20 protein-coding genes and 2 pseudogenes are annotated in these 19085 nt (G+C 66.5%); 15 read left to right on the forward strand and 7 right to left on the reverse strand.

The features are described from left to right. The 5 genes from AC1HC7_RS01130 to mutM all read right to left on the reverse strand — a co-directional run. A partial coding sequence (locus AC1HC7_RS01130; RefSeq protein WP_479498567.1) for a DnaA N-terminal domain-containing protein occupies positions 1-340 on the reverse strand: 340 nt, incomplete at its 3' end. 62 nt (positions 341-402) lie between these two features. After that, positions 403-852 (reverse strand): rhodanese-like domain-containing protein, encoded by a 450-nt coding sequence (locus AC1HC7_RS01135; protein ID WP_479496903.1) that lies wholly within the window; start codon positions 850-852, stop codon positions 403-405. 650 nt (positions 853-1502) lie between these two features. After that, positions 1503-1778, reverse strand: coding sequence for a 30S ribosomal protein S20 (gene rpsT, locus AC1HC7_RS01140; protein ID WP_479496902.1), 276 nt, complete (start codon positions 1776-1778; stop codon positions 1503-1505). Positions 1779-1954: 176 nt separating this feature from the next. Continuing rightward, positions 1955-2731: an enoyl-CoA hydratase gene (locus tag AC1HC7_RS01145; RefSeq protein ID WP_479496901.1), complete on the reverse strand. Its 777-nt coding sequence runs from the start codon at positions 2729-2731 to the stop codon at positions 1955-1957. A gap of 140 nt (positions 2732-2871) precedes the next feature. Further along, on the reverse strand, positions 2872-3717 hold the full coding sequence (gene mutM, locus AC1HC7_RS01150; RefSeq protein ID WP_479496900.1) for a bifunctional DNA-formamidopyrimidine glycosylase/DNA-(apurinic or apyrimidinic site) lyase: 846 nt from the start codon (positions 3715-3717) through the stop codon (positions 2872-2874). A 38-nt stretch (positions 3718-3755) separates the two neighbouring features. Between mutM and ubiE the strand changes: the two genes are divergently transcribed. The 11 genes and pseudogenes from ubiE to AC1HC7_RS01205 all read left to right on the forward strand — a co-directional run. Continuing rightward, complete coding sequence (gene ubiE, locus AC1HC7_RS01155; protein WP_479496899.1) at positions 3756-4541, forward strand: bifunctional demethylmenaquinone methyltransferase/2-methoxy-6-polyprenyl-1,4-benzoquinol methylase UbiE; 786 nt, start codon at positions 3756-3758, stop codon at positions 4539-4541. Next, on the forward strand, positions 4541-6085 hold the full coding sequence (gene ubiB / locus AC1HC7_RS01160) for a 2-polyprenylphenol 6-hydroxylase (RefSeq protein ID WP_479498568.1): 1545 nt from the start codon (positions 4541-4543) through the stop codon (positions 6083-6085). The genes ubiE and ubiB overlap by 1 nt, the downstream gene beginning before the upstream one ends. Positions 6086-6128: 43 nt before the next feature. Beyond that, positions 6129-7967: a P-loop NTPase fold protein gene (locus tag AC1HC7_RS01165; RefSeq protein ID WP_479498569.1), complete on the forward strand. Its 1839-nt coding sequence runs from the start codon at positions 6129-6131 to the stop codon at positions 7965-7967. Between the two features lie 135 nt (positions 7968-8102). Beyond that, positions 8103-9365 (forward strand): bifunctional phosphopantothenoylcysteine decarboxylase/phosphopantothenate--cysteine ligase CoaBC, encoded by a 1263-nt coding sequence (gene coaBC / locus AC1HC7_RS01170; protein WP_479496147.1) that lies wholly within the window; start codon positions 8103-8105, stop codon positions 9363-9365. Between the two features lie 26 nt (positions 9366-9391). Further along, positions 9392-9859: a dUTP diphosphatase gene (gene dut, locus AC1HC7_RS01175; RefSeq protein ID WP_479496149.1), complete on the forward strand. Its 468-nt coding sequence runs from the start codon at positions 9392-9394 to the stop codon at positions 9857-9859. 28 nt (positions 9860-9887) lie between these two features. Further along, complete coding sequence (locus AC1HC7_RS01180) at positions 9888-10337, forward strand: RrF2 family transcriptional regulator (RefSeq protein WP_479496146.1); 450 nt, start codon at positions 9888-9890, stop codon at positions 10335-10337. 52 nt (positions 10338-10389) lie between these two features. Beyond that, positions 10390-11343 carry a cysteine synthase A gene (gene cysK / locus AC1HC7_RS01185; protein WP_479498570.1) on the forward strand — a complete coding sequence of 318 codons (954 nt, stop codon included), beginning with the start codon at positions 10390-10392 and terminating at the stop codon, positions 11341-11343. A 9-nt stretch (positions 11344-11352) separates the two neighbouring features. Then, positions 11353-11634 carry a hypothetical protein gene (locus AC1HC7_RS01190; RefSeq protein WP_479496144.1) on the forward strand — a complete coding sequence of 94 codons (282 nt, stop codon included), beginning with the start codon at positions 11353-11355 and terminating at the stop codon, positions 11632-11634. 3 nt (positions 11635-11637) lie between these two features. Then, positions 11638-11772 (forward strand): annotated as a pseudogene (locus AC1HC7_RS01195) (ThiF family adenylyltransferase); the annotation flags it as partial. Between the two features lie 238 nt (positions 11773-12010). Continuing rightward, entirely contained in the window at positions 12011-12607 is a 597-nt protein-coding gene (locus AC1HC7_RS01200) for an NYN domain-containing protein (protein ID WP_479498571.1), read from the forward strand. After that, positions 12607-13371, forward strand: a pseudogene (locus AC1HC7_RS01205) (HesA/MoeB/ThiF family protein); the annotation flags it as partial. The gene AC1HC7_RS01200 and the pseudogene AC1HC7_RS01205, both read left to right, overlap by 1 nt. Before the next feature lie 490 nt (positions 13372-13861). Here AC1HC7_RS01205 and AC1HC7_RS01210 read toward each other — a convergent pair. Continuing rightward, positions 13862-14848: a 2-hydroxyacid dehydrogenase gene (locus AC1HC7_RS01210; RefSeq protein WP_479495237.1), complete on the reverse strand. Its 987-nt coding sequence runs from the start codon at positions 14846-14848 to the stop codon at positions 13862-13864. 90 nt (positions 14849-14938) lie between these two features. On the opposite strand from AC1HC7_RS01210, the gene AC1HC7_RS01215 reads away from it, so the two are divergent. Beyond that, on the forward strand, positions 14939-15469 hold the full coding sequence (locus tag AC1HC7_RS01215) for an SH3 domain-containing protein (RefSeq protein ID WP_479495236.1): 531 nt from the start codon (positions 14939-14941) through the stop codon (positions 15467-15469). A gap of 75 nt (positions 15470-15544) precedes the next feature. Here AC1HC7_RS01215 and irrA read toward each other — a convergent pair whose 3' ends face one another. Then, positions 15545-15988 (reverse strand): iron response transcriptional regulator IrrA, encoded by a 444-nt coding sequence (gene irrA / locus AC1HC7_RS01220; protein WP_479495235.1) that lies wholly within the window; start codon positions 15986-15988, stop codon positions 15545-15547. A 283-nt stretch (positions 15989-16271) separates the two neighbouring features. Between irrA and fabA the strand changes: the two genes are divergently transcribed. The 3 genes from fabA (at position 16272) to AC1HC7_RS01235 (ending at position 18882) form a co-directional block, all read left to right on the forward strand. Then, positions 16272-16796, forward strand: a complete 525-nt coding sequence (fabA, locus tag AC1HC7_RS01225; RefSeq protein ID WP_479495234.1) for a bifunctional 3-hydroxydecanoyl-ACP dehydratase/trans-2-decenoyl-ACP isomerase — start codon at positions 16272-16274, stop codon at positions 16794-16796. Between the two features lie 63 nt (positions 16797-16859). Then, positions 16860-18083 carry a beta-ketoacyl-ACP synthase I gene (fabB, locus tag AC1HC7_RS01230; RefSeq protein WP_479495233.1) on the forward strand — a complete coding sequence of 408 codons (1224 nt, stop codon included), beginning with the start codon at positions 16860-16862 and terminating at the stop codon, positions 18081-18083. Continuing rightward, a complete protein-coding gene (locus tag AC1HC7_RS01235) occupies positions 18076-18882 on the forward strand; it encodes an enoyl-ACP reductase FabI (RefSeq protein WP_479495232.1) in 807 nt (268 codons plus the stop codon). Before fabB ends, AC1HC7_RS01235 begins: the two co-directional genes overlap by 8 nt. Positions 18883-19085: the final 203 nt, after the last annotated feature.

Genomic DNA, 19085 nt, shown 5'->3' on the forward strand with positions numbered 1-19085 from the left:
CGCGCGGGGCGGCGGGGTCGCGAGGGGGCGGCGGGCGCGGGCTTGCCGGGCGGGGGGGCTCGCCGCGCCGCGCCCTTACCTTGAATTCCAGCCGGCGCACGTCGTCGAATTCGGTGGCGATGGTGCGCACCAGCACCTCGCCGTAATGCCGGTCCACCCAGTCGCCGATGAAATTCGACGGCGCGGTCAGCACCGCCGCGCCGTCGCCGGTGGCGACCAGCGTGATCGGGTTGATCCAGCTTTCAAAGGCGGCGTGGCCGATTTCGCTGCGGGTCATTTCCCGGATGCGGGTCCACGCGGGGGCGATATCATGCGTCGGCGGCTCTGGCGTCTCGGCCATGGATTCTCCCTCGACCGACCTGGCGCACGGGGCGCTCCGCCGGTTCTCTCGTTCTTGTTCGTTCAGCTTTGCCGCCAGGGCAGCCCGCGCGCCTTCCAGCCGTTGGTTTCGCCGCGATGCCCGGCGCCGCCGAGATCGCCCTCGAACCCCTCGGCCACGTTCACGCAGGCGATGTCCTGCCCGGTGGCGGCGAAATGGGCGGCGGCGGTGCGCGCGGCCTCCAGCGAACGCGCGCCGGAGCGGCACATGAAGTAGATCGCCTTGGGCGGCGCATCGCCGAAATTCGCGGCCAGCGCGGCGACGAAATCCTGATTGACCGCCATGTCGGGATAGCCGCGCCATTCCACCAGCCAGGTCTGCTTGCCCAGCCCTGTCAGATCGGGCAGGCCGACGAACGCCCATTCCGGTCGCGTGCGCACGTCCACCAGCGCGGCGTCGGCATCCGACGCCAGCGCTTTGTAAGCCTGATCCGGGGGCGTTTGGGCGACGGGGGGCTCGGCAGGCTTGCTCATGGGCGCGTCATGCTTCCTGTAGGGCGGTCTCCCTGGCCGGGAGGTTCGTGAAAAAGACTCAGGGGCCGGAGCGCCGATCGGCGTCGGGACCGCTGAAACAATCGCGAGGTCATTCGGAATCGCTGTCATATGGTAGGCGGGGGGAGGGGGGGATCGCAAGTCAAACCGTCGCCTGCATGGCTAATAAATAGTTAAGTCATTGATGGAGAATGGACCGGCGAAATGGCGCGGCGTAAAGCTTCAATATTCGCACAAAATTACATCCGCCATGATGCGGATTTACTTTCTATTTGACGGTGGCAACAATGATGGCCGGGCGAGAACGCCATTCTCAGCAGTCTGGAAAGATATTCCAGACCCCCTTGACCGCGCAACAGGTCGAAAAGGGGAACATGGGGTCTGCGCTGAAATGCTGCGCTGCGGCGGGCTTGCGGGCCCGGATCGGCGCCGGAATCGGCTTTGACGCGGCCTCGCGCAAGCAAAGAGCGGCGCCGCCGTGGCGGCCCGCTCCAACAGGGCGCTGCAATGTCGATGCTGCGACTGCGAACCGGCGGTCCCGCGCCGCGCGCGGTCGCCGGATGCGCGGTCACGCCGCCGGTTGCGCGGCGCCGGCCCCCGGCGGTGCGCAACCGGGCGGCCGGCGCGGCGAATCAGGCGCCGAGCGGCTTCATGTCCTTCACCCGGCGCGCAAGCCGGGACACCTTGCGGCTGGCCATGTTCTTGTGGAACACGCCCTTGGTGGCGCCGCGCATGATCTCGGGCTGCGCGGCTTTCAGCGCCGCGGCGGCGGCGTCCCTGTCGCCGCCCACGATCGCTTCCTCGACCTTGCGGATGAAGGTGCGGATGCGGCTGCGGCGAGCCTTGTTGATTTCGGTGCGACGCTCGGTCTGGCGAATGCGCTTGCGAGCGGATGGCGAGTTGGCCATGCGGTGTTCCGTTCCTATCTGTCGAAAGGTGAGCGGCGTCTATACACGCGCCCCCGATGCCCGTCAATGGGCGGCGAAAGGCGCCGGGGCGCGGTCGAAATCGCCGCCCGCCGCCCAGGAGCGATCCGGGCCGTCGCGCCGGGGCCGAGGCGAATCGATTCGCCGCGATCCGGCGGTCACCGTCCGCGAAACTGCGGCGCGCGCTTTTCCAGGAAAGCCTCCATGCCCTCGCTCTGGTCTTCGGTGGCGAACAGGGCGTGGAACAGGCGGCGTTCGAAGCGCACGCCTTCGGCCAGCGTGGTCTCGTAGGCGCGGTTCACCGATTCCTTCACCGCCATCGAGGTCAGCAGCGATTTCTCGGCGATCTTGGCGGCGGTGGACATGGCCTCCTCCAGAAGATCGTCCGCCGGGATCACCCGGCTGACCAGCCCCGAGCGCTCGGCCTCGTCCGCATCCATGAAGCGCCCGGTGAGGTTCATCTCCATGGCCTTCGACTTGCCGACGAATCGGGTCAGGCGCTGGGTGCCGCCGATGCCGGGGATGACCCCGAGATTGATCTCCGGCTGGCCGAATTTCGCGGTGTCCGAGGCGAGGATGAAATCGCACATCATCGCCAGTTCGCAGCCGCCCCCGAGCGCATAGCCCGACACCGCCGCGATCACCGGCTTGCGGGTGCGCACGAAGTCGTCATGCTTGTCGGTGAAGAAATCCTCGCGGAACACCTCGACGAAGGTCTTGCCGGACATTTCCTTGATGTCGGCGCCGGCGGCGAAGGCCTTCTGCGATCCGGTCAGCACGATGCAGCGGATCTTGTCGTCCAGGTCGAACTTGCGGATCGCGACGTTGAGTTCGCCGAGCAGTTCCTGATTGAGCGCGTTCAGCGCCTCGGGGCGGTTGAGCTTGACGAGACCCACATGGTCCCGGGTTTCGACGATCAGCGTGTTGTAGGCCATGTTGCGTCACCCTCGTGCTGTCGCAGCGTCTTGTTTCTTGCGCGCCTCGCGGCCCGGCGCCGGATTGCAAGGCGGCGCGGGGCGGGACGGATGGGCGTCGTAGCCAAGGCCGCGCCGCCAATCAAGGCCTGAATATGACGTCACCTCTGGCAGGCGGCGCAATAGAAAGTCGATCGCCCCGATTGCGCGATCCGGCGAATCGGCGCGCCGCAATCGCGCGTCGCGCAGGGTTCGCCGGCCCGGCCATAGACCGCGAAGCTGTGCTGGAAGTAGCCTAACTCCCCGTCCGCGCGACGGTAATCGCGCAGCGACGAGCCTCCGGCGGCGATCGCGTCGGCGAGCACGTCGCGGATCGCGGCGGTCAGGCGTTCGATGCGCGGACGCGCGATGTCGCGGCAGCGGCGGCGCGGCGATACGCCCGCGCGCCACAGCGCCTCGCAGACATATATGTTGCCCAGCCCCGCCACGATTCGCTGATCGAGCAGCGCCGCCTTGACCGGCGCCGCCTTGCCGGCGAAGCGTTCGGCCAGCAGATCGGCGTGGAAATCATTGCCCAGCGGCTCCGGCCCCAGCCCGGCGATCAGCCGGTGGCCCTGCAGCGCGTCGGTGGCGACGAGGTGCATGGACCCGAAGCGGCGCGCGTCGTTGAAGGCGACCCGCGCGCCGCCCGCCAGGTGAAAGATCACGTGGTCGTGCTTTTGCGGCGCGGGTCCGGGGCGGCGGGCGTCGCCGGTCGCGCCGATCAGCAGCCGACCGGACATGCCAAGATGCATGATCAGCGTCTCGCCGGTGTCGAGATCGGCGAGCAGGTATTTGGAGCGCCGCCCCAGGTGATCGATTCGCGCCCCCTGCAGGCGGTCGACGAAGCGTTCGGGGAACGGCCAGCGCAGGTCCGGGCGGCGCTGCTCCACCCGCAGCAGGCGCTTTGCCTGCATCACCGGGACCAGCCCGCGTCTCACTGTCTCAACCTCGGGCAGTTCCGGCATGTTTCGCTCCGCGATCGCGCGGGGTATACGTCCCGCCCATGACCCAAGCATCCGATACACCATCCGAGACCGGGCAAAAGCCCGAATCGACCACCCATTTCGGCTTTCGCGACGTGGCGGAGGGCGAAAAGGCCGGGCTCGTGCACGGCGTGTTCACCAATGTCGCCGGCAAGTACGACGTGATGAACGACGCCATGTCGCTGGGCATCCACCGTCTGTGGAAGGACGCGATGATGGATTGGCTGGCGCCGCGCCCGGGCATGAATCTGCTCGACGTGGCCGGGGGCACCGGGGACATCGCCTTCCGGTTTCTCAAGCGGGTCAGGGGGCCGGCCCGCGCCACGGTGTTCGACATGACCGAATCGATGCTGGCCGAGGGGCGCAAGCGCGCCGAGGCCGAACAAGTGTCCGGCAGTCTCGACTGGGTCTGCGGCGACGCCATGGCGCTGCCCTTCCCCGATCGCGGCTTTGACGCCTGCACCATCGCCTTCGGCATCCGCAACGTCACCCGAATCGAGGACGCGCTGGCCGAGGCCTATCGCGTGCTCAGGCCCGGCGGGCGGTTCCTGTGCCTCGAATTCAGCCAGATGCCGGTGGAGGGGCTGCAGAAGCTGTATGACCTCTATTCCTTCAACGTCATCCCGCGGCTGGGGCAGGCGATCGCCGGGGATCGCGACAGCTACCGGTATCTGGTGGAATCGATCCGCAAATTCCCCGATCAGGACCGCTTCGCCGGCATGATCCGCGAGGCCGGGTTTTCCCGCGTCGCCTATCGCAACCTGAGCTTCGGCATCGCCGCGCTGCATTCGGGCTGGCGCATCTGATGCTGAACATTCCCGCCAATCTCTGGCGTCTGGCGCGCACCGGCGCCACCTTCCAGCGCACCGGCGCCATGGACGAGGCGCTGGCCGCCATGGACGCCCCGCGCGCCCTGCGCGTCGCCGCCCGGGTGCTGGGCTGGCCGTTGTCGCCGCTGGGGCTGAAGGGCGATCCGGCGCTGCCCCCGGTGCCGCGGGCGCTGACCGCGCTTGGCCCGGCCTACGTCAAGTTCGGCCAGACGCTGTCCACCCGCCCCGACGTGGCCGGGGAAAAGCTGGCGGGCGAATTGCGGGTGCTGCAGGACAAGCTCGCGCCCTTTCCCGACGGGGAGGCCCGCGCCGAGGCGGCGCGCGAGCTCGGCGCCCCGGTCGAGGAGCTGTTCTCCGATTTCGGCCCCTCCATCGCCGCCGCCTCCATCGCCCAGGTGCACCCGGCCACCGAACGCGCCACCGGGCGCCGGGTGGCGGTGAAGATCCTGCGCCCGGGCATCGAGCGGGCGTTCCAGAAGGATGTGGCGGCGTTCTTCTTCATCGCCGGGATTCTGGAGGCGCTGCTGCCCTCGTCCCGCCGCCTGCGCCCGCGCGCCGTCTGCGCGCATTTCGCCGAGGTGGTGAACACCGAACTGGACCTGCGGCTCGAGGCCGCCGCCGCCGCCGAATTCCGCGCCAATTCCGAAAACGACGCCGGCTTCGCAGTGCCCGAGGTGATCTGGCCGCTTTGCGCGCGCCGGGTGATGACGCTGGAATGGGCCGAGGGCCTGCCCATGGGCGACGTGCCGGCGCTGCGGGCCGCCGGGCATGACCTGAAGGCGCTGGGCCGCTTCACCATCCAGGTGTTCCTGCGCCAGGCGCTGCGCGACGGGTTCTTTCACGCCGACATGCATCAGGGCAACCTGAAGGTCGCCGATGACGGCACGCTGATCGCGCTGGATTTCGGCATCATGGGGCGCATCGACCCCTATACGCGGCGGGTCTACGCCGAAATCCTGTTCGGCTTCATCACCAAGAACTACCGCCGCGTCGCCGAGGTGCATTTCGAGGCCGGCTACGTGCCCGCCGATCAGGATCTCGAGGCTTTCGCCCAGGCCCTGCGTTCGGTGGGCGAGCCGATCTTCGGGCAGGACGCGAGCCGAATCTCCATGGCCCGGCTGCTGGCGCATCTGTTCGACGTGACCGAGCGCTTCGGCATGGAGACCCGCACCGAGCTGATCCTGCTGCAGCGCACCATGGTGGTGGTCGAGGGCGTGGCCCGCACGCTGGATCCGCAGGTCAACATGTGGAAGACCGCGCAGCCGGTGGTGGAGCAGTGGATGCGCGAAAACCTCGGCCCCAAGGCGGCGCTGCGCGATTTGCGCGCCACCGCCAGGGTGTTCGCCCGTTTCGGCCCGCGCCTGCCGGAAATCGCCGAACGCGCCCTGATCCGCCTGAGCGAGGACCCCGCGCCCGCCGTCGCCGACCAGCGCCCGCGCGGCGGCGGCGCATGGCCGCTGATCGCCGGCGCGATCGGGGGCGCGGCGGCGTTTGCGGCGCTGTCGGTTTTCTGGGGGTAGGGGGCGAACGTCACTTCACTGATTAGATGGCGAGGAGTTTCGAATGGCATCCAATCTTGAAGACTATCTGAGCTACTACCGAAAGCGCGAAAAGCCGGGCTATGCGGTGCTCGTCACCGGCGAATGGGGGGTTGGCAAGACTTTTCAGGTGAAAGCCGCCATTCCTGAAGCCGAGCGGTATTGCGTGAGCCTGTATGGGCTGCAAACGGCCGATGAAATACATTCGGCGGTGCTGGTTGAAACAGACCCAACACTGTCCGGGGCGAAAAAACTGTTTGCCGGTTTGGAGCAAGGCGCAAGGATGACTGGCGGGGTTGTCGGGGGCGCGGGCACGCTGGGCTTCGGAATTGTGAGCGCCGCGCTTCGCCGAAAAACCACGATCAACCGCACCCTGATCTTTGACGATCTGGAGCGATGCGGGTTGGATCTGAATAATTTGCTCGGCGTCATCAATGCTTACGTCGAGCATCGCGGATGCCGGGTCGTGGTGATTGCGCATGATGCGAAAATTCTGGACCTCCCCGATGTGAAAGAGAAGATATTCGGGCAAACGATAAGGGTGGAGCCGCAGATAGACGGCGCATTTGATGTTTTTCGCGGAACACTCAAGGACAAACAGAAGGAATTTCTGAACGAATACCGATCAGATGTCATCAAGATTTTCAACGAATCCAAGGCGTCTTCCTTGCGCGTTTTGAAGCATTTGATCGAAGATTTGGCGCGACTCCATGATGCACTGGATGATTCGCATTTGGATCGCAAGGAAGGAATGAGAGACCTCGTTCGTCTGTTCTCAGTCTACAATATTGAAGTCAGGATGGGGAAGCTGAAAAAGAAGGGTATTATTAAAATAAAGAAAACTTCAATAGAACATATCGCCGTTGATATGATGAGTGGCTCGCATAAGGGTTCGAAAAAAAATAAACAGTCAAAGGGCGACATTATAGACGCGAAATATAATGATGTCGACATTTCCGATCCGCTGCTGGAAAAGCCTGTCATCGTGGATATGTTTGTAAATGGATTGTTCGATCAGTGTTCCATCCAGAGATCATTGAACAAAGATTACAGGTTCCGGGATGCGGAGGAACCGCCCCCTTGGCGGGTGGTCATCGGTTTTGATCGCACGGATGACGATGAGGTGAACGATGCCGCCAAAAGGATGCAGCAGCAGTTTGACAATCGCGAAATCGAGGATCCGGGTGAGATGCTGCACGTTTTCGCATTGCGCCTTATGATGTCGGAAAATGGAATTCTGGACGGTGATCTGGATGCGGTCGCGGCCTCCTGCAGGAAATATATCGACGATCTTCTGGCTGAGCGCAGGCTGCCGGCTAGAGAAACCGACTGGGATTGGAAACGCTCCATTGATCAGTCTTGCGAAGGTCTGGGCTACTGGGCGCCCGAAGCGACAGGGACTCATTTTGACGGGATTTTCGAGCATCTTGTTTCATGCCGTGAAAAAGCTTTGGAACAGCAGTATCCCGAGATAATTGCCAACCTGCTGGACCTCGTGAAAACCGATGGCGAAGCCTTTTTCGGGCAGGTGTGCAACACGCATGCTGGCGACAACCCCTATGCTCACATCCCCATCCTGTCCCATATTCCGGCGGCGGATTTCGTTGCGGCCTGGATGGAGTCGCCAAAGGCGAATTGGCGATGGTTGTTCCGAGCCTTGGACGGGCGATATGGGCATGGGAGACTGGCGGGCACGCTGCCGTCGGAAGAAAAGTGGGTGCGGGAGGTGGTTGCGCTGTTCGAAGCCGAGGCCGGCAAGGCCGAAGGCTTTGTCAGGCTTCGCATCAAGCGCGCGCTGCCGGCCGATCTGATGGACGATCTGCGTGATCTGGATGCCCCGGCGCCGGTCGAGCCAACCCAGTGATGCGCCGCCGGCGGCATGCGATTCGTCCAACATGGCGTCGCGCCGGTTGCGCAGGGGAATTGCGGTAATTACAGTCTTGGGGCGGGAAACTTCCGGATCTCCCGTTTGGTGCGGCGCTTGCTGGCGAGGAGCGGAATGCTGGAGGGCAAACATGTTCTTTTGCTGATCGGCGGCGGGGTCGCGGCGTATAAATGCCTCGACCTGATCCGCCGCCTGCGCGAACGCGGCGCCCGCGTCACCTGCGCCATGACCCGCGCGGCCGAGCAATTCGTCACCCCGCTGTCGGTTTCGGCGCTGAGCGGGGCGAAGACCTATCGCGATCTGTTCGATCTCACCGACGAGGCCGAGATGGGCCATATCCAGCTGTCCCGCGCCGCCGATCTGCTGGTTGCGGCGCCCGCCACCGCCGACCTGATGGGCAAGATGGCCGGCGGGCTGGCCAATGATCTGGTCTCGACGCTGCTCATGGCCACGGACAAGCCGGTGCTGATCGCGCCGGCGATGAATCTCCGCATGTGGGATCACCCGGCGACGCGGCGCAACCTTGCGACCCTGCGCGGCGACGGGGTGCGGATGGTCGGGCCCAACGAGGGCGACATGGCCTGCGGCGAATACGGGCCCGGGCGCATGGCCGAACCGCTGGAGATCGTCGCCGCCATCGCCGCGGCGCTGAAAGCCGGGCCGAAGACCGGGCCGCTGGCGGGGCGGCGCGCGCTCGTCACCTCCGGCCCGACCCATGAACCCATCGACCCGGTGCGCTACATCGCCAACCGATCCTCCGGCGCGCAAGGGACGGCCATCGCCGCGGCGCTGCGCGACCTGGGCGCCGAGGTGGTCTTCATCACCGGCCCGGCGGCGGCGGCGCGCCCGGCGGGCGTCGAGGTGGTCGAGGTCGAGACCGCGCGGCAGATGCGCGACGCGGTCGATGCGGCGCTGCCCGTCGACATCGCGGTGTTCGCCGCCGCCGTCGCCGACTGGCGGGTGCTGAGCGAGAGCGCGTCGAAGATCAAGAAGGCCCGGGACGGGACCCTGCCGGCGCTGGAATTCGCCGAAAACCCGGACATCCTGCGCCGGACGTCGCGGCTGGAGACCGGGCGCCCAAGCCTGGTGATCGGCTTTGCCGCCGAAACCGACGACGTGCGCGCCAACGCCATGGCCAAACGCCTGCGCAAGGGCTGCGACTGGATCCTCGCCAATGACGTGTCGCCGGCCACCGGGATCATGGGCGGGGCCGAGAACGCCGTCACGCTGATCACCGACGCGGGCGCCGAGGACTGGCCGCGCGCCTCCAAGACGGAGGTCGCCCGCCGCCTCGCCGCGCGCATCGCCCGCCATCTGGCCGGGGAGGCCGCCCCTGACCCTCACCCCGCGAGCCCCGCGCCAAAGGACAGTCCATGAGCCTGATTTCAACCGCGCCGCCGCCCATGGAGGTGCCGATCCGCCGGCTCGACCATCACGACCCGGACCTGCCGCTGCCCGCCTATGAAAGCCGCGGCGCCGCGGGCATGGACCTGCGCGCCTGCCTGCCGGACCGGGGCGCGCTGACGCTCGCGCCCATGCAGCGCGCGCTGATCCCCACCGGGCTGGCGCTGGCGCTGCCCGCGGGGCTGGAGGCCCAGATCCGCCCGCGATCCGGCCTCGCCTTGCGCCACGGGATCACCGTCGCCAACGCGCCGGGCACCATTGATTGCGACTATCGCGGCGAGGTGCAGGCGCTGCTGATCAATCTCGGCGACGCGCCTTTCGCCATCGGTCATGGCGACCGGGTGGCGCAGATGATCATCGCGCCGGTGCAGCAGGCGCGCTGGATCGTCACCGACCGGCTCGACCCCACCGATCGCGGCGCGGGGGGGTTCGGCTCCACCGGCCTCGGGCGCAGGCCGGGCGAATGACCGCTTTTGCGAAACCTCCGAGGCAAGCATGCTGAAACTGTCCCGCAAAACCGTGCTGGCGCTCGAAGCCGTGCTCGACATCGCCTACAACGCCCGGCCCAATCCGGTGCAGGCGCGCGACATCACCGAACGCCAGGGCATTCCGCAGCGCTATCTGGAACAGGTGATGCAGCAATTGGTGCGGGCGGGGGTGCTGAAGGGCGTGCGCGGCCCCAAGGGCGGCTATTCGCTGGCCCGCGAACGGCGCCGGGTCACCGTCGGCGACGTGGTGCGCGTGGTTTCGGCGCTGGACGCCGAGGAGGGCGAGCGCCCCTCGCAGAGCGCGCTCGCCGAATTGGTGGTCGCGCCGGTCTGGGACGAGATGCAGACCGATCTGCTGGCCCGTCTCGACCGCATCACCATGGAGGATCTATGCCGCAAGGCGGCGGCGCTGAAGGCGCCGCGCGCCGACGAGGTTTCGCCTGATTTCACCATCTGAGCGCGGCGCCCGGCCCCCGCCGGTCCGCGCCCCTGACCGGGAGGCCCACAGCATGCAGACCACCCCGCCACGCGGACGCATCCTTGACGACATCACTCAGACCATCGGCGGCACGCCGCTGGTGCGCCTGTCGCGGCTGCAGACGGATCTGGGGCTGAAGGCCGAGATCTGCGCCAAGCTGGAATTCTTCAACCCGCTGGGCTCGGTCAAGGACCGCATCGGCGTCAGCATGATCGACGCGCTGGAACGGGCGGGGCGGATCGGGCCGGACGGCGTGATCATCGAGCCGACTTCGGGCAACACCGGCATCGCGCTGGCCTTCGTCTGCGCGGCGCGCGGCTACCGGCTGGTGCTGTGCATGCCCGAAAGCATGTCGGTGGAGCGGCGCAAGATGCTGGCGCTGCTGGGCGCGGAGCTTGAGCTCACCGACCCGTCCAAGGGCATGAACGGCGCCATCGCCCGGGCCGAGGCCCTGGCCGCCGAGACCCCCGGCGCCGTGATCCCCCAGCAATTCGAAAACCCCGCCAACCCCGCGGCCCACGAGGCCACCACCGCCGAGGAGATCTGGACCGATTGCGACGGCGTCGTGGACGTGTTCGTTTCCGGCGTCGGCACCGGCGGCACGGTGACCGGCGTCGGCAAGGTGCTGAAGGCGCGCAACCCGAATGTGCGCATCGTCGCGGTGGAGCCCGAGGACAGCCCGGTGCTGTCGGGCGGCGATCCGGGGCCCCACAAGATCCAGGGCATCGGCGCCGGTTTCGTGCCCGGGGTGCTCGACGCCGATCTGATCGACGAGGTGCTGACCATCGGCAACGAGACCGCCTTCGAGACCGCCCGCAAGCTGGCGGCGCTGGAAGGCGTTCCCGGCGGCATCTCGTCGGGCGCCGCGGTCGCCGCCGCCATCGAGATCGCCGAACGCCCGGACATGGCGGGCAAGCGCATCGTCGCCATCCTGCCGAGCTTCGCCGAACGCTACCTGTCCACGGCGCTGTTCGACGGGCTCTAGGGCGGGCCCGTGGACATCGCCCTGTGGGAGCTGTTGGGCTACCCGCTGCTGCTTGGCGGCTTCGCGGCGCTGCATCTGGGCTGGGCGCGCGGCGCGCAGGCATGGATCGCGTCGACGCCGCTGGCCTTCGCCGCGGTCTGGCTGCTGTCGGCCGAGGGCTCGGGCAACCGCGCGCGGATCGCCGATTTCGCCGGCGCGGCGGGCTGGGCGGCGGCGATCGCGGCGCCGGTGCTGGCCTATGCGCTGCTGATCCGCTGGGCGCGGCGCAAGGCGCGGGAGCGCGAGGGGTAGATGGCGTTCACCGACGAGGAGCTCGACCGCTACGCCCGCCACATCATCCTGCGCGAGATCGGCGGGCCGGGGCAGCGGCGCCTGCAGCAGGCGCGCGCGCTGGTGATCGGGGCCGGGGGGCTGGGCTCGCCGGCGCTACCTGTTCACGGCGCTGTTCGGCGGGCTGTGACATTTTGCAGGCAGTGTGTGACAAAACCGACTCTTTCCAAATCGGCAGGACTTACCATATATTTTGCATATGGGTTTGAGCAGGTGCTAACGTGTGCTTGCAACAGCCCATAGATCACATATAGACTCCACTTCCTCGTTCTCATCCAAGCGCCGAGAGGCCGCGAGGGAGTGGAGTCGCCAATTGTCACATCGATTTGCTGTACTAGTGGACGGAGCGTTCTTCGTTCGCAAACTATACAAAAAAATTGGAAATAAGCTTCCAGACATTGACGACGTTTTGGTAGAGCTTTCATTTGTACTGGATAACGAAAAACTCAAAAATTTCGAACTTCTAAGAGTCTACTACTATGACGCTGAGCCGGCAACTAATACAATTATAAACCCTATTTCTGGAGAAAAAATAAATTTATCGCAAACTGACGTTGCCAGGAGAAACAAGGCGTTTTTACAATCTCTGGAACTTAAGGACGATATTTCCCTACGACTCGGAGAAACTAGCACTAGGGGAATGAAAATAAGTACAAATGCTGCGAAGAGCTTGAGGAAGGAGAATAGAATACTAACCGCTGATGATTTTTCTCCAGACATTGAACAAAAAGGGGTGGACCTTAGAATGGGTCTGGATATTGCTCGACTTTCTTTGGGTAGATTGGTGAGCACTATTGTGGTGATCACTGGTGATAGTGACTTGATACCGGCATTTAAATTTGCACGGCGAGAGGGCGTCAGAGTTATCCTGAGAACAATGGGGCACGGTGTAAAGCGTGATTTGAAAGCCCATACGGATGGCCTTCTCGAGTGAGTTTTTCCTATGAGGAGCTCGACCGCTACGCCCGCCACATCATCCTGCGCGAGATCGGCGGGCCGGGGCAGCGGCGCCTGCAGCAGGCGCGCGCGCTGGTGATCGGGGCCGGGGGGCTGGGCTCGCCGGCGCTGCTGTATCTGGCCGCCGCCGGGGTCGGGACGCTGGGGGTCGTCGATGACGACGCGGTGTCGCTGTCCAATCTGCAACGCCAGGTGCTGCACGCCACCGATCGCGTCGGGCAATTGAAAACAGACAGCGCCCGGGCCGGGATCGCCGCCGTCAACCCGCATGTGCGCGTCGAGACCCACGCCACCCGGCTTGACGCGGCCAATGCCGGGGCGCTGATCGGCGCCTATGATCTCGTGCTCGACGGGTCTGACAATTTCGACACCCGCTATCTGGTCAACGCCGCCTGCGCGCGCCTGAAAAAGCCGCTGGTGGCGGCGGCGATCGGGCAGTGGGAGGGGCAGATCTCGGTTTACAAGCCCTGGCAGGGCGGCCCCTGCTACGCCTGCGTGTTCCCGGAAAGACCCGCCGAGGGGCTGGCCCCGAGCTGCGCCGAGGCCGGGGTGCTGGGCGCGCTCGCCGGGGTGATGGGGGCCATGCAGGCGGTGGAGGCGGTGAAGGAGATCGCGCAGGCGGGCGCGGGCCTGTCCGGGGCGCTGCTGCTGTATGACGCGCTGCATGGCGAGACCCGGCGCATCCGCGTCGGGCCGCGCCCCGGCTGCCCGGTCTGCGCCGACATGCGGGCGCAGGCCTGATTGTCCGCTTGCCTGACTGGTTGATTGCCGGGTCGCCTGGCCGCCCGACCATGTGATCGCGCCTAAAGAACGCGCATGGCCCGGCGCGCCTGTCGCGCGCCGGGCCATTCGCATGCATGTGTCCCCGCGAGGAGTCCGATCGCCTACTTGGTGCCGCTGAAAAGCCGCGAGCACACCGTCGTTAAAATCATGGCCAGAATGAACAATTCCAGAGTATGACCTTGAAGCAACCAGTTCCACGCGTCGCCCAGTGGGCCGCCAAAGAGGCCCGGGGCGGATACAGACTTTGCGACCATAACGGCCTCCTGTCCTGACCCCGTGATCAGAAAAAACTAATGCCCGTTCATGTTCGAAACAAGCGTGAACTGAAAATTAACGTTGATTTTGAGGCAATTGCACTGAAAATCCAAAGCGAGACCGCCCGACGGTTGTTCATTCGACCCGAAGATCCACCTGTGGTTGGCGTCGCGGGCGATTCGCCGGCTCCGCCTCACAGCATCGAGGGCAGCACCTGATCCGGCGGCCGGTGCCCGTCGGCGAAGGTCTTGATGTTGAGGATCACCTTCTCGCCCATCTCGATGCGGCCTTCCTCGGTGGCCGAGCCCATATGCGGCAGCAGCAGCACGTTGTCGAGAGTCACCAGATCCGGGTTCACCGCCGGTTCGTGTTCGAACACGTCGAGCCCGGCGCCCGCCAGGTCGCCGGCGCGCAGCATCCGGGTCAGGGCGTTTTCGTCGATCACCTCGCCGCGCGAGGTGTTGACCACATAGGCGCCCGGCTTCATCAGCCGCAGGCGACGCGCGTTCAGCAGGTGGAAGGTGCCCGGGGTGTGCGGGCAGTTGACGGACACCACGTCCATGCGCGCCACCATCTGGTCGAGGCTCTCCCAATAGGTGGCTTCCAGCTCCGTCTCGATGCTTTCATGCAGGCGGCGGCGGTTGTGGTAGTGGATCTGCATGCCGAAGCCGCGGGCGCGGCGCGCCACCGCCTGGCCGATGCGCCCCATGCCGAGGATCCCCAGCCGCTTGCCGGTGATGCGGCTGCCGGTCAGCGCCATGGGCGCCCAGCCGGTCCAGTCGCCGCGCTCGATCAGGCGCATGCCCTCCTTGATGCGCCGCGGCACGGCAAGGATCAGCGCCATGGTCATGTCGGCGGTGTCCTCGGTCAGCACGCCGGGGGTGTTGCTGACCAGAATGCCCCGCCGACGGGCGGTCTCGACGTCAATATGGTCGAACCCGGCGCCGTAATTGGCGATCAGCTTCAGGTCCGGCCCGGCCCCGGCCAGCAGCCGCTGGTCGATCTGGTCGGTGACCGTCGGGACCAGCACGTCGGCGCGGCGCATGGCGTCGCCCAGCTGGTCGCGGCTCAGGGGGGCGTCGGTGAGGTTCAGCTCGACCTCGAACAGCTCGCGCAGGCGGGTTTCCACCGGCTCGGGCAACTTGCGCGTGACAATGACCCGGGGTCTGGCTGCGGTCATGTTTTTCTCCTCGCGACGGAATTCCGGGATAGACTTACAAGCAAAGCCCGGCGGGGTCCATGCGGCCCCCAACGTGAGAGGCGCGAGCGGATGCGACATGTTTTCAGAGACCGGACCCGCATGGCGGGGCTGGCGGCGGCGGCGATTTGCCTGGCGGCGGTTTCCGGCCTTGCGCCGCCGCCGGCCCGGGCCGAACCCGGCCCCGTCACCGGGCGCGATCTGCCCCGCTATGTCAGCCTCAAGACGCGGCTCGCCAACGCCCGCCGGGGCCCCGGGCTCAACTACCGCGTGGACTGGGTGTTCCAGCGCCGGGGCATGCCGCTGCAGGTGACGGCGGAATACGACAACTGGCGGCGGGTGCGCGACAAGGACGGGGTTGGCGGCTGGATCCACTATTCGCTGCTGAGCCTGCACCGCACCGCCGTCGTGGTCAGCGAAAGGGCGGCCCTGCGCCGCGCGCCGAAGCCGGACGCGCCGCTGGCGGCGTGGCTGGAGCAGGGGGTGATCGCGTCGATCGAATCCTGCGCGGCGAAGTGGTGCGCGCTGGAGGCCGATGGCCATGCGGGCTGGGCGCTGAAAACCGAATTCTGGGGCGCGGACGCGGGCGAGACATTCGAATGAGCCGCGGCGCCCGGCGCGCCCGATCGCCGCAGGGTCAGGGATGGGCGCCGGGGCAGGCGCAGCGTCGGCTCGGCGTCAGGGGCGGGCGCGGCGCAGGCGCAGCACCACGTCGACCTTGGCGATTCGCGCGCCGTCGGGGGCTTCGGGCAGTTTCAGGAAGGCCACCGAGCCCGAGGGCGCATCGGTCAGCTTGCCGTCATCCTCCCAGTAGAAATGCGGATGATCCTCGACGCAGGTGTCGAAATACGCGCGCCCGCCGTCAACCGAGATCTCCGTCAGCAGCCCCGCCGAAGTGAAGGCCTTCAGGGTGTTGTAGACCGTGGCCAGGGACACCGGTTCGTCGGTCTCGCGCGCCGCCTCGAACAGGCTCTCGGCGGTGACGTGGCGATCGTTGCCGTCGCCCACCAGCAGCATGGCCAGCGCGCGCCGCTGACGGGTGGGGCGAAGATCGCCGCGCGCGAGCCAGGCGCAGGCCCGATTCTCCGCCGCCGCATCGAATGACTGTGAAAGAGCGTCCATGCGTTCATGCATAGCGTTCGCAACTGGGGCGCATCAAGCCCGAACTGGCGCGATGCCGGTCACATTCGCGAATTGCGCAGGGATTCCAGCGCCCCGCGCGCCGGCGCCGCCGCGCTTGCGTCATCGGGGCGCGCGATGCTAGGGAGTCCGGCAATTCGTGAGCGCGCTGCAACAAGCTGTAACGCCGGCGTGACGCCTGCGGCGGTTTGCGGCGGCGCGGGGCCGCGGGGACGCGCGCGAAGAGGATAACGGCTGAACAGCGGGCGGCTGAACAGAGGGCCAGATGAACGATCAGACCATCCAACGAGCGAACAGCTTCGATTTCGACGGGCTCATGGCCTGCGCGCGTGGCGAATTGTTCGGCCCCGGCAACGCGCAGCTGCCGGCGCCGCCCATGCTGATGTTCGACCGCATCACCTCGATCACCGGGGATGGCGGCGAGAACGGCAAGGGCCAGGTGATCGCCGAGCTCGACATCCGCCCCGACCTCTGGTTCTTCGAATGCCACTTTCTCGGCGATCCGGTGATGCCGGGCTGCCTTGGCGTCGATGCGCTGTGGCAGCTGACCGGGTTCTTCCTCGGCTGGAAGGGCATGCTCGGGCGCGGCCGGGCGCTGGGCGTCGGCGAGGTGAAGTTCAACGCCATGGTGACGCCGGAGGTGAAGCGCGTCCGCTACGAAGTGGATTTCCGCCGCATCATCGATCGGCGCCTGAAGCTGGGCATCGCCGACGGGCGCATGTATGCGGATGACGAACTGGCCTACACCACGAAGGACATGCGGGTCGGTCTGTTTCAGGACGCGGGCTGAGCCGCCCGCGCAACACGCGCCCCGCATGACCGGGGCGGACCACCAGTCAATCAGGAGGCGCAGATGCGGCGCGTAGTCATCACCGGTCTCGGCATCGTCTCATCCATCGGCAACGACGCCGAACAGGTGCTCGCCAGCCTCAAGGCGGGAAAATCCGGCATCAGCTTTGCCCAGGATTACGCCGATCACGGCTTTCGCAGCCGCATCCACGGCATGCCCGACATCGACATCAAGGCGCTGGTGGACAAGCGCCAGCTGCGCTTCATGGGCGACGGCGCCGCCTACAACTACATCGCCATGCAGCAGGCGATCGCCGATTCGGGGCTGGAGGAGGGCGACGTGTCCAACCCGCGCACCGGGCTGGTGATGGGGTCGGGCGGGCCGTCGACGAAGAATTTCTTCCAGGCGCACAACATCGTCGTCGAAAAGGGCGCGCCCAAGCGCATGGGGCCGTTCATGGTCACGCGCTGCATGTCCTCGACCAATTCCGCCTGCCTGGCCACGCCGTTCAAGATCAAGGGGGTCAACTATTCGATTACCTCGGCCTGTTCGACCTCGGCCCATTGCATCGGCAACGGCGTCGAGCAGATCCAGTTCGGCAAGCAGGACATCGTCTTCGCCGGCGGCGGCGAGGAACTGGACTGGACCCTGTCCTGCCTGTTCGACGCCATGGGGGCCATGTCCTCCAAGCACAACGACACGCCCGAGACCGCCTCGCGCGCCTATGACGCCACCCGCGACGGGTTCGTCATCGCCGGGGGCGCCGGCGTGGTGGTGCTGGAGGAGCTGGAGCACGCGAAAGCCCGCGGCGCGAAGATCTACGCCGAGGTCACCGGCTACGCCGCCAATTCCGACGGCTTCGACATGGTGGCCCCCTCGGGCGAGGGCGGCGAGCGCTGCATGCGGCTGGCCATCGACGCGCTCGGCGATCGCAAGGTGGATTACGTCAACACCCACGGCACCTCGACCCCGGTCGGGGACATCGGCGAGATCGAGGCCATCCGCCGGGTGTTCGGCGACGACCAGCCGGTGGCCTCCTCGACCAAGTCGCTCACCGGGCATTCGCTGGGCGCGACAGGGGTGCAGGAGGCGATCTACTGCCTGCTGATGCTGCAGGATGATTTCATCACCGCCTCGGCCAACATCACCGAACTGGACCCGGCGCTGCACAAGGACGAGATCGCCATGACCCGCGTCGACGACGCCGGGCTCGACACCGTGCTGTCCAACAGTTTCGGCTTCGGCGGCACCAACGCCTCGCTGACGCTGAGCCGCTATCATGGGTGAGGCCGCGGGCGCCTGCGGCCTGATGCGGGGCAAGCGCGGGCTGGTGATGGGGGTGGCCAACGACCATTCCATCGCCTGGGGCATCGCGCGCACCCTGCACGCCCATGGCGCGGAACTGGCCTTCACCTATCAGGGCGACAATTTCGGGCGCCGGGTGAAGCCGTTGGCCGAGAGCGTCGGCGCCAGGCTGCTGCTGCCCGCCGACGTGCAGGATCCGGGTTCGCTCGACGCGGTGTTCGCGGCGCTGGAAGCGGAATGGGGGACGCTGGATTTTCTCATCCACGCCATCGCCTATTCCGACAAGACCGAACTGACCGGCCGCTTCGCCGACAGCTCGCGCGGCAATTTCCTGAACACGCTCGACATCTCCTGCTATTCGCTGGTGGACCTGTCGCGCCGGGCGCTGCCCCTGATGAAGAACGGCGGCTCGATCGTCACGCTGAGCTTTCTCGGGGCCCAGCGGGTCATGCCCAATTACAACGTGATGGGGGTGGCCAAGGCGGCGCTCGAGGCCTCGGTGCGCTATCTGGCCAATGATCTCGGCCCCGAGGGCGTGCGGGTCAACGCCCTCAGCCCCGGCCCCATGCGCACGCTGGCCGGCTCGGCGGTGGGCAGCGCGCGCCGGGTCTACAAGCACGCTCAGGCCAACGCGCCGCTGCGCGCCAACGCGGCGCTCGACCATATCGGCGGCGCGGCGCTGTATCTGTGCGCGGATATCGGCGCCTCGACCACCGGCGAGGTGCTGTTCGTGGATGGCGGCTACCACGCGATCGGCATGCCGCAGCCTGAATCCATCTGAGCGCAAGCGGGGCCGAATCGGCGCCGGCTGGCGGCCGCGTGCCGGTGGGGCGTCATGGCCGGCGCTGCCGGCGAAACCGCGCGCATAGCGCCGTTTCGCGTGGTTTTACAGCGCGTTCGAGCCGCGTTCACAAAAATTATTGTATCGCTAACCAACAAGCGATTGTGCAATACTGCCGTCGTCGCCGCATGTGTTCCGGCGAC

The organism is Oceanicella sp. (assembly GCF_056449545.1).